The following is a 9494-nucleotide window of genomic DNA, read 5'->3' as shown; positions in this document are numbered from 1 at the left end:
GTCGACTACAGCCGCTTCTCGATGATGGCGGTGATCGGCCAGGGCCTGTTCTGGGTACTGAACCAGGTGCACAAGCTGGTGGGCAACTGGGGCTGGGCGATCGTCGGCCTGGTGGTGCTGCTGAAGCTGGTGCTCTACCCGCTGTCGGCGGTGCAGTACAAGAGCGGTGCCAAGATGCGCCGCTTCCAGCCGCGCATCGCGCAGCTGAAGGAACGCTATGGCGATGACCGCCAGAAGTTCCAGACCGCGATGATGGAGCTGTACAAGAAGGAAAAGATCAATCCGATGGGCGGCTGCCTGCCGATCCTCATCCAGATGCCGATCTTCTTCGCCTTGTACTGGGTGCTGGTCGAGTCGGTCGAACTGCGCCAGGCGCCGTGGCTGGGCTGGATCCAGGATCTGACCGCGCGCGACCCGTACTTCATCCTGCCGATCATCAACATGGCGGTGATGTGGGCCACGCAGAAGCTGACCCCGGCACCGGGCATGGACCCGATGCAGCAGAAGATGATGCAGTTCATGCCGCTGGTGTTCGGCGTCATGATGGCCTTCATGCCGTCCGGCCTGGTCCTGTACTGGGTGGTCAACGGCGGCCTGGGCCTGCTGCAGCAGTGGTGGATGACCAAGCGCCACGGCGGTGAACCGCTGCCGGCCACCACCGCACCGGCCCCGGTCAAGAAGAAATAACCCCGACGTGCGGGTAGAGTCGACCGTTGGTCGACTGCCCTGACGCCAGTCGACCAACGGTCGACTCTACTGGCCTGACTGACGTGAGAAGCCCGCCGCAAGGCGGGCTTTTCGCGTGCGGGGTTAGAATCGCCCGCACACCGTGTCCCCATCCATCGAGTCCGCCATGCCGCGTGCGCCGTCGTTCCGCCTGTTCCTGCCCTCGCTGCTGTTGACCCTGGCCGTTGCCGGCTGTGGCGACAAGGAGGGCAAGGCGCCTGCCGCCGCCGTCACCCGGTCCAGCGCCCAGGTTGCCGCCGCCGCCGACCCTGCCGCCGCGCCATTGCTGGCCGCACTGCAGAAGCAGCTCGATGGCTACCGCCGCATCATCGTGCTGCTGGCCGATGAAGAGCAGCAGAGCGCGGCCGACCGTGGCACGTCCACCCGCATCGGCCAGCAGCTGTTCCACGATGGCCTGGAACAGCGCACCGCCATCGCCGCGCAGTTCGACAGCCTGCTGCGCGGTGGCAGCCCGCAACGCTTCGCCACGCTGGGTACGGTGCTGGACTACATCGAATCGGCCCCGGAACTGTTCGACGCCGATCGCCTGGCCTTCCGCGAAGTGCTGCGTGATCTGCACGAACGCGTGGGTGCTGATTCCTCGCTGCCAGCGGTGAAGCTGCATCAGCGCATCGGCGAAGACCTGGATGCGCTGGATGAGATCGAGCGCAACTACAACCAGGAACTGACCCGCATCTTCAGCCGCTTCGAGCGCACCCGCGCCATCGATCTGAAGCGCGAGAAGTGGGAGGACTACATCGCCCACCTGCACAAGCACTACAGCCGCGAGGCGATCCTGCGCGACTACGGGGTGATCGAGCCGTACCCGATGTCGATGAAGGACAGCGACCGCGAGATCTTCGGCCGTGACCTGCCGCCCAAGACCGTGGTGCTGACCTTCGACGACGGCCCGCACAAGGCCTATACCGATGAAGTGGTGGCCATCCTCAAGCGTTACGACGTTCCGGGCGTGTTCTTCGAAGTGGGCCGCAACCTGGGCAAGGTCGAGGCCGACGGCAAGGTCAGCCTGGGCCCGATGGCCAAGATCAGCCGCAACCTGATGGAAGAGGGCTACGCGGTGGGCAACCACAGCCTGACCCATGCGCAGCTGTCGCGCACCACCGGTGAGGCGCTGCGCCAGCAGGTGCTGGACACCGACACCCTGCTGAAGGATGTCGACAGCAAGCGTGCGCCGCTGTTCCGCTTCCCCTATGGCGCACGCAACGCTGAAGGCCTGCAGCTGCTCAACGAAGCCGGCCTGAAGTCGATCATGTGGAACATCGATTCGATGGACTGGGCCGATCCGGTGCCGGAATCGATCGAGCAGCGCGTGCTCGGCCAGGTGAACAAGGAACAGCGCGGTATCATCCTGTTCCATGACATCCACGACCGCGCGGTGAAGGCGCTGCCGCAGATCCTCGACCGGCTGATCGCCGACGGTTACCAGTTCGCTGGCTGGAATGGCCGCGAGTTCACCGTCGCCCGTGCACGCAAGGGCGCCAGCAGCGATGCCACCGTCACCACCGGCTACGAGAAGTCGTGGGCGATCGTGGTCGGCATCGACAACTACGCCAAGTGGCCAAAGCTGGAATACGCCAGCCATGATGCGCAGGCGGTGGCCGACACCCTGACCGGGCAGTTCGGTTTCCCGTCGTCGCAGGTGATCGTGCTGAAGAACGAGCAGGCCACCCGCAACAACATCCTGGCCGCCTTCCACGACCGCCTGGCCGATGACCGCACCGGAAAGAACGACCGCGTGTTCGTGTTCTTCGCCGGCCATGGTGCCACCCGCCAGCTCGCCTCCGGACGCGACCTCGGCTACATCATTCCGGTGGATTCGGACCCGAAGGAATTCGCCACCGACGCCATCGCGATGACCGACATCCAGAACATCGCCGAGAGCATGCAGGCCAAGCATGTGATGTTCGTGATGGATGCCTGCTACAGCGGCCTGGGCCTGACCCGTGGTGGCCCGTCGTCATCGTCGTTCCTGCGCGAGAACGCACGCCGCAGCGCGCGGCAGATGCTGACCGCCGGCGGCGCGGACCAGCAGGTGGCCGATGCCGGCCCGAACGGCCACTCGGTGTTCACCTGGGTGCTGCTGCAGGCGTTGGCCGGCAAGGGCGATCTCAATGGCGACGGCCTGATCACCGGTACCGAGCTGGCCGCCTACGTGGCGCCAGCGGTGTCGGCCGTGTCGCAGCAGACGCCGGCCTTCGGCAGCCTGCCCGGTTCGCAGGGCGGCGAGTTCGTGTTCCAGGTGCCGGACAGCCAGGAATACCTCAACGCCGATACGCGCCAGCTGACCCCGGATGCCATCGCACTGAACAACAAGGTCGACGCCGCGCAGGATGCCAAGGGCGCGCAGGTGCCGGTGACCGTGGCCGACCTGCAGGGTGGCAAGGCCAAGCTGGTGGTGCCCACTGCCGGCCCGGCCTCGGACCGCCAGCGCGCGCAGCAGGCCAACGACCGTGGCCTGCAGCTGTACCGCGAAAAGCAGTACGACGAAGCGGTAGCCCAGTTCACCGAGGCACTGAAGCTGCGCCCGGACTTCGCCCAGGCGGCCAACAACCTCGGCTTCGTCTACTACCGCCAGCAGCGCTACGCCGAAGCCGCGCGCTGGCTGGAAAACACCCTGAAGATCGACCCCTCGCGTGCGGTGGCCCACCTCAACCTGGGCGATGCCTACTTCAACGCCGGCGACAGGGCCAAGGCGAAGCAGGCCTACACCACCTACCTCGCCCTGCAGCCGCAGGGCAGCGGCGCCGCACAGGCGCGTGCGCAGCTGGAGAAGCTCTGAGCCATGAACGATGTGACCCGCACCGACACCATCGTGGCCATAGCCAGTGCGCCCGGCGCGGGCGGTGTTGGCCTGCTGCGCCTGTCCGGCCCGCGTGCTGCGGCCATTGCCAACGCGCTGGGCGCGCCCACCCTGCGCCCGCGCCACGCGCACTACGCACGCCTGCGCGATGCCGACGGTGAAGTGATCGACGATGGCATCGTGCTGTGGTTCCCGGCACCGAACAGCTTCACCGGCGAAGAGGTGGTGGAACTGCAGGGCCATGGCAGCCCGGTGCTGCTGCAGCAGCTGGTCGCGTGCTGCATTGCACTCGGCGCGCGCCAGGCGCGGCCCGGTGAGTTCAGCGAACGCGCCTTCCTCAACGGCAAGCTCGACCTGGCCCAGGCCGAGGCCATTGCCGATCTGATCGCCGCCGGTGACAACCGCGCCGCGCGCGCGGCACGTCGTTCACTGGATGGCGTGTTCTCGCGCCGCATCGAGGCCGTGGTCGAACAGCTGGTGCTGCTGCGCATCCATGTGGAAGCAGCCATCGATTTTGCCGACGAACCGCTGGATACGCTCGGTGGTGCACAGGTGCGCCGCGGGCTGGAACAGGCGCGCAGTGATCTGGCGCTGCTGCGCCGCGACGCTGAACGTGGCCGTCGCCTGCGCGATGGCCTGCATGCGGTGCTGATCGGCCCACCGAATGCAGGCAAGAGCTCACTCCTGAACGCACTGGCCGGCAGTGAGCGTGCCATCGTCACCGACATTGCCGGTACCACCCGCGACACGCTGCGCGAGACCATCCGCCTGGATGGGCTGGAACTGACCCTGGTCGACACCGCCGGCCTGCGCGATGGCGGCGATGCCATCGAACGCGAAGGCATGCGCCGCGCCCACGTGGAGATCGAGCGCACCGACCTGGCGCTGATCGTGCTGGACGCCCGTGACCCGGCAGCCGGTGAAGCCGCGCTGGGCGAGGCCGTGGCGGCGGTGCCGCACAAGGTCTACATCCACAACAAGTCGGACCTGCTGGACGCGTTGCCGACGCTGGACGACCCGGATCGCGTGTTCGTCTCCGCTGCGACCGGCGCCGGCCTGGAAGACCTGCACGCGCGCCTGAGCAGCATCGCCAGTGCCGGGGCAGGGGAGCAGGTGGACGGCGAGTTCTCCGCGCGCACCCGCCATGTGGATGCGATCGAGCGCGCGCAGGACCATGCGCAGCGCGCCGATGGCGAGCTGGCGCACGAGCACCTGGAACTGGCCGCCGAGGAACTGCGGTTTGCCCATGATGCGTTGGGCGAGATCACCGGCCAGATGAGTGCCGATGATCTGCTTGGCAGGATCTTTTCCAGCTTCTGCATCGGGAAGTGAGGCGACGCGTCCTGTGTAGCAGCGCAGAACCGTGAGCCGCTGCTACCTCGACAATCGGCCACTGGCTGGGCGAACTCATTGAACGCCGAATCGATTGATCGTGAAGACAGGCCACGAATAGCCCGAGGTACAGGCATTATGTTCAGCGTGGAAGATGTGCGCCACATCCTCGATGCGCGTTCGAAAAAAGACGGCCTGAACGCGGAGCAGATCGGAACGATCGTCGCTAAAGCGTACAGCCCCAAGAGTCTGGTAATTCCGAATCCGCCTACGGAAGATAGTTCCACAACAAGGCGAAGCGACCAGCAGTCGCTGATGCTGAACACCCAGCAGAAGGTCACGATCGGGAGCACCAAGTACTACGGCGTGGCGGTACTCGAGATAAGAGCAGAAGGCGCCAGAAGGTACTTGGCCCCGGTGACGTGCTATCACGCTACCGAGGCCAAGAAGCGCCGCATATTCAAGTGACTACGAGGAAGGACGGCCTCAATGGCAGGTTTCCACACTCAAGTGAACAACCCATACGCCACAAATTTCCCTTCATATGTCCCTCGTGGGGACTTCGCAGCTCCGCCGACAAATTTTCTGCTGTCTGCGTAGTCAGGTCATAGGCTATCAAGTGCATCGAGTCGATGCAACCCACGTCGACAACGCGTTGGCGATCCTTCACCTGCCAAGAAGCTGAATCAGGTTTACCACTGGACAATCATAAAAAAATCAAGTAATTTCAGTATCTTACGGAAATAATTGGTCATATTGCTGATTCTGCTGCAGAGAAATTCCAGCATCCAGAGTGATCCCTATGACGCCAAGGATGATCTGAATAACCGTTGCTGAGTGCTGGAATTCCAGTGACTGAAGTCATCAGCAGGCATCAGGCGCAGCCACCTGCGGACGGAGTTACCTCTATGCCTGCAGCAACTGACGAAGCCCAAAGGCCATTTACCCCTGCGGCTGATCATCCTCAGGAATCACACTGACCACAGGCCGGCATCGGCCAAGCGGCGCAGCAATGCCCCACGCTTCGCATGCGGAACGAGGAATCGTTGCAGTTCGTGGTTGAAGGCTTCACGGTTGAAAACCAGTGCATAGGCTTCGGCAAGCTCCACCAGCAGGCGCATGGCCTGGTCGTAGCCGGTTGCAGTGCCGCGTGCAGCCAAGGCATCGATGGTCTTCCATGATTCGTGCGGAGCGGCCATCAACCGGCGCAGCGTGGCGTCGTGTTGGCTGCGACGCTTGGCCTCCCGTCTTGCCTGTGCCTTGGCTTCGCGCGCCTGCCGGACCGCGGCTGCCGATTGGGCCAGCTCGCGCAGCACCGCCATCCGGCGGCGGGGGACATCCACTACCACCGGTTGCCGGGCTTTCAGCCATGCGGCGTAGTGGGATGTCACCTGGCGCTCCGCGTCCCGGCCCTGCCCCAGTGCAAGCTTGGTGAGCACGTCCTTCATGTCTGGCGTCTGCCAGGTGTCCAGCCATGCAGTCATGCGCTTGGCCCCATCATCGCCCCCTGGCATGGATGCAGCGGTACCGGCACTGGCGGCTTGAAGCAGGTCAGGGTCGATTTCCAGGAATTCGACCAAGGCCTGCTGTGCAGGCGACAGTGCTGCCAGCCCGGGTGGGACGTCTGGTTCCTTCGCGTCATCATCCAAGGCAGCGCCAGCGGCGAGCCAGCCCAGGTACAGGGGTCTCAAATCGCCACGCAGCAATTCATCACGCAGTGGCATCAGCCGGCGCATCCAGCCGCTGCCGTCGTCTTCTGCAAAGCGGTCTTCGTTTTCACTGTCGTCCAGTGTCCAGTCCAGGATCCAGTGTGCATTGCTGGACTTGACCGCAAGTGTGGTGCGGGTGATGAACGGACGTAGCTGGGCCTTATGAAAAGCAGTTGCTGGCAGTCGCAGCGACAGATGGCAACTGCCCCAGTTGGTCGAGTAGACGAAGGCATCGAAATAGTCCCGCATCCAGTCGGCTGGGTCCGCCTTGAGGTCGCCCCATTCGTAGTGATTGGTGAATCGGTGGGGTGAAATGACAGCGCGGGTGGAGATGGCGCGGAGCTCGGCCATTTCTGACCGGGTCAACGGCCGGTCGATGGCCGCGAACTCATAGTACTGATACTCACTCATGGCATGGGTGTCCTGCTCGGTGCGGTGGGCAACGCAACCGGACGCAGCCCATACGAGCCTCCACGCCAGCCGCCCTGCATCGCCACGTGCCTTTGTTCCACCCGCGAACGGGGATGCGGCTCGAGCGCATTGCGGTTTCTGCTGCGGAAGGGAGGATCCTGCAAGAATACGACGATACAGATGCTGATTTGAACCACGTCATCCGCGCTACGGTACCCGTGTCCCAGCCTCCGGCCCGCTCTGTCTTGAGTCCTCGCGCCAAGCGCGCTAGCGTGCAGCAGACTCTGGCAAAGGAACGGCAGATGCACTCCGACCATGCTTCCTGCATCCACTTCACCGGTCCGGCGCAGCTGACTCGCGCACTCAACTCTCTTGCGGGCATCCTTGAAGGAATATCCATTGATGGCGAGATCAATGCCGATGAGCGCCACTTTCTGGCTGGGTGGATAAAGGACCACCTGCACCAGCGCCAACAGCATCCTTTCAACGAACTGATGCCGGTGCTTGGCCAAGCGCTGGACGAAGGCCGCGTGGATGAAGAATCGGCCGAAGACCTGCGATGGCTCATCGACCGGATGCGTTCCACCGAACGGGTCGATGCAACCACGGCTGATCTGCAGCGCCTGCATGCAGTACTGGGCGGTATCGTTGCGGACGGCCGCATATCCGAGAGCGAGTTGCGCGGCCTATCGGATTGGATGGATGAGCATGTTCACTTGCAGGGCTGCTGGCCCTATGACGAAATCGGCCACCTTGTGGCCAAGGTGCTGGCAGACGGCCTGGTGGACGCGCAGGAACAGGATCTTCTGCGACAGTTCTTCAGCGAGTTCATCACGCTTGCTGACGATCGCACCTTGACCCAACCACCTCTGCAGGTTGCCGGTAGTCTGGTCGGGTTGTGTGCCGTGGCGCCGGATATCCAGTTCGAGCAGAAAGGGTTCTGCTTCACAGGAGCGTCGTCCCGCGGAACGCGCTCTGATATACAGGCTCTGGTGACAGCGCGTGGCGGCAGGGTGCACGCAACGCCTTCAAAGAAGGTGGACTACCTGATCATTGGGGCGGAGGGAAACCCCTGCTGGAGCTATGCCTGTTATGGAAGGAAGGTGGAACGCGCAGTGGAACTCCGCAAGGAAGGCCTTCGCATCATGATCATCCACGAGCGTGACTTCCACGACGCTCTGGTCGACTGAGGAAACAGGGTCGGAGCCCCTGCGGGATCCGACCCCATGGTTCCCCCGGCTGTAATATTCCCGCCGCATACTGATCCCCATCACATACCGATTGGGGAAGTCGCAGTGAAGTCGTGGGGTTGTGCGTTGCTGTTGTCGCTGGCCGTGGCACCATCGGTGGCCATGAGTGCTGAATCTCCCACCACCACCAGCACCGGTGCCAAAGCATCGGTCTACGGCCATCGCGGCGCCAGCGCGCTGTTGCCGGAGCACACCCTGGCGGCCTACGCCCAGGCCATCGCCGATGGCGCCGACTACATCGAGCCGGACCTGGTGATGACCAAGGATGGGTTGATGGTGGCCCGCCACGAGAACGAGATCGGTGGCACCACCGACGTGGCCGAGCACAAGGAATTCGCCAAGCGGAAGACCACCAAGGTCATCGACGGCCAAAGCGTGACCGGCTGGTTCACCGAAGACTTCACCCTGGCCGAGCTGAAGACCCTCTACACCCGCGAGCGCCTGCCGGAGCTGCGCAGCACCGCCTTCGACGGCCAGTTCCGCATTGCAACCCTGGATGAGATCCTGGCATTCCTTATGCAGCAGGCCGGCCGCGCCAACCGCGGCATCGGGCTGGTGCCGGAGATCAAGCACCCGACCTACTTCCAGTCCATCGGCCTGCCGATGGAAGACAAGGTGCTGGCCGCCCTGCGCGGCAATGCCTATACCGCCGTCGCTCCGGTGACGATCCAGTCGTTCGAGACCGCCAACCTGCGCTACCTGCGCGGCAAGATCGGGCGGGGCAGCAACATCCGCCTGCTGCAGCTGCTGTGGAAGGGCGATGCCCGTCCGGCCGATATCGCCAAGGCCGGTGGCACGCTCACCTATGCGCAGATGATGACCCCGGCCGGGCTGAAGGACATCGCCAGTTACGCCGATGGCATCGGCCCCGAGCTGCGCTCGATCATCCCGCTGGACGCCAACGGCGCGCTGGGCACACCGACGGCGCTGGTGCATGACGCGCACGCGGCCGGCCTGATGGTGATCCCGTACACCTTCCGCCCGGAAAACCACTTCCAGGCCAGCAACCTGCGCAAGGGCGCCGACAGCGCGCGCAACCCGGAAGGCTCGATTGCCGAGATGCGCGCCTATCTGGCCACCGGTATCGATGCGTTCTTCACCGATGACCCGGCGTTGGGGCGGCAGGCGGTGGACGGCAATTGAGAATCCGGTAGTGCCGGCCGCTGGCCGGCATCCGGGGTCGCCGGCCAGCGCAGGGTGACATGAACCTGTCGGCACTGTCAGTTGGCTGGGCTATCGACCCCC

At 64.2% G+C, this 9494-nt stretch carries 7 protein-coding genes; 6 read left to right on the top strand and 1 reads right to left on the bottom strand.

The annotated features are described in order from the left end of the window. The 4 genes from yidC to ACQKDV_RS16240 all read left to right on the top strand — a co-directional run. Positions 1-687, top strand: a 687-nt coding sequence (gene yidC / locus ACQKDV_RS16255; RefSeq protein WP_427785093.1) for a membrane protein insertase YidC, incomplete at its 5' end; no start/stop codon positions are given. A 166-nt stretch (positions 688-853) separates the two neighbouring features. Continuing rightward, positions 854-3526, top strand: coding sequence for a polysaccharide deacetylase family protein (locus ACQKDV_RS16250; RefSeq protein ID WP_427785091.1), 2673 nt, complete (start codon positions 854-856; stop codon positions 3524-3526). Between the two features lie 3 nt (positions 3527-3529). Next, the gene (gene mnmE / locus ACQKDV_RS16245) at positions 3530-4879 is read left to right on the top strand and encodes a tRNA uridine-5-carboxymethylaminomethyl(34) synthesis GTPase MnmE (protein ID WP_427785090.1); all 1350 of its coding nucleotides are present in this window, start codon (positions 3530-3532) and stop codon (positions 4877-4879) included. Between the two features lie 138 nt (positions 4880-5017). After that, entirely contained in the window at positions 5018-5347 is a 330-nt protein-coding gene (locus ACQKDV_RS16240; RefSeq protein WP_427785088.1) for a hypothetical protein, read from the top strand. Between the two features lie 503 nt (positions 5348-5850). Here ACQKDV_RS16240 and ACQKDV_RS16235 read toward each other — a convergent pair. Next, positions 5851-6999 (bottom strand): hypothetical protein, encoded by a 1149-nt coding sequence (locus ACQKDV_RS16235; protein WP_427785086.1) that lies wholly within the window; start codon positions 6997-6999, stop codon positions 5851-5853. Positions 7000-7301: 302 nt separating this feature from the next. Here ACQKDV_RS16235 and ACQKDV_RS16230 point away from each other — a divergent pair, with 302 nt between their 5' ends. Beyond that, positions 7302-8189 carry a BRCT domain-containing protein gene (locus ACQKDV_RS16230; protein WP_427785084.1) on the top strand — a complete coding sequence of 296 codons (888 nt, stop codon included), beginning with the start codon at positions 7302-7304 and terminating at the stop codon, positions 8187-8189. A 105-nt stretch (positions 8190-8294) separates the two neighbouring features. Then, positions 8295-9392: a glycerophosphodiester phosphodiesterase gene (locus ACQKDV_RS16225; RefSeq protein WP_427785083.1), complete on the top strand. Its 1098-nt coding sequence runs from the start codon at positions 8295-8297 to the stop codon at positions 9390-9392. The last annotated feature ends 102 nt before the right edge of the window (positions 9393-9494 follow it).

Origin of the sequence: Stenotrophomonas sp. NPDC077659, assembly GCF_050268705.1 — a bacterium.
Lineage (GTDB): Bacteria > Pseudomonadota > Gammaproteobacteria > Xanthomonadales > Xanthomonadaceae > Stenotrophomonas.
The sequence above is the reverse complement of the archived record's forward strand: the minus strand, read 5'-3'. Positions and strand labels throughout refer to the sequence as shown.

Excerpts from the sequence above, each read along its gene's own strand:
- ACQKDV_RS16250 (WP_427785091.1), top strand. The coding sequence starts at position 854 with ATGCCGCGTGCGCCGTCGTTCCGCCTGTTCCTGCCCTCGCTGCTGTTG.
- ACQKDV_RS16235 (WP_427785086.1), bottom strand. The coding sequence starts at position 6,999 with ATGAGTGAGTATCAGTACTATGAGTTCGCGGCCATCGACCGGCCGTTG.
- ACQKDV_RS16240 (WP_427785088.1), top strand. The coding sequence starts at position 5,018 with ATGTTCAGCGTGGAAGATGTGCGCCACATCCTCGATGCGCGTTCGAAA.
- mnmE (WP_427785090.1), top strand. The coding sequence starts at position 3,530 with ATGAACGATGTGACCCGCACCGACACCATCGTGGCCATAGCCAGTGCG.
- ACQKDV_RS16230 (WP_427785084.1), top strand. The coding sequence starts at position 7,302 with ATGCACTCCGACCATGCTTCCTGCATCCACTTCACCGGTCCGGCGCAG.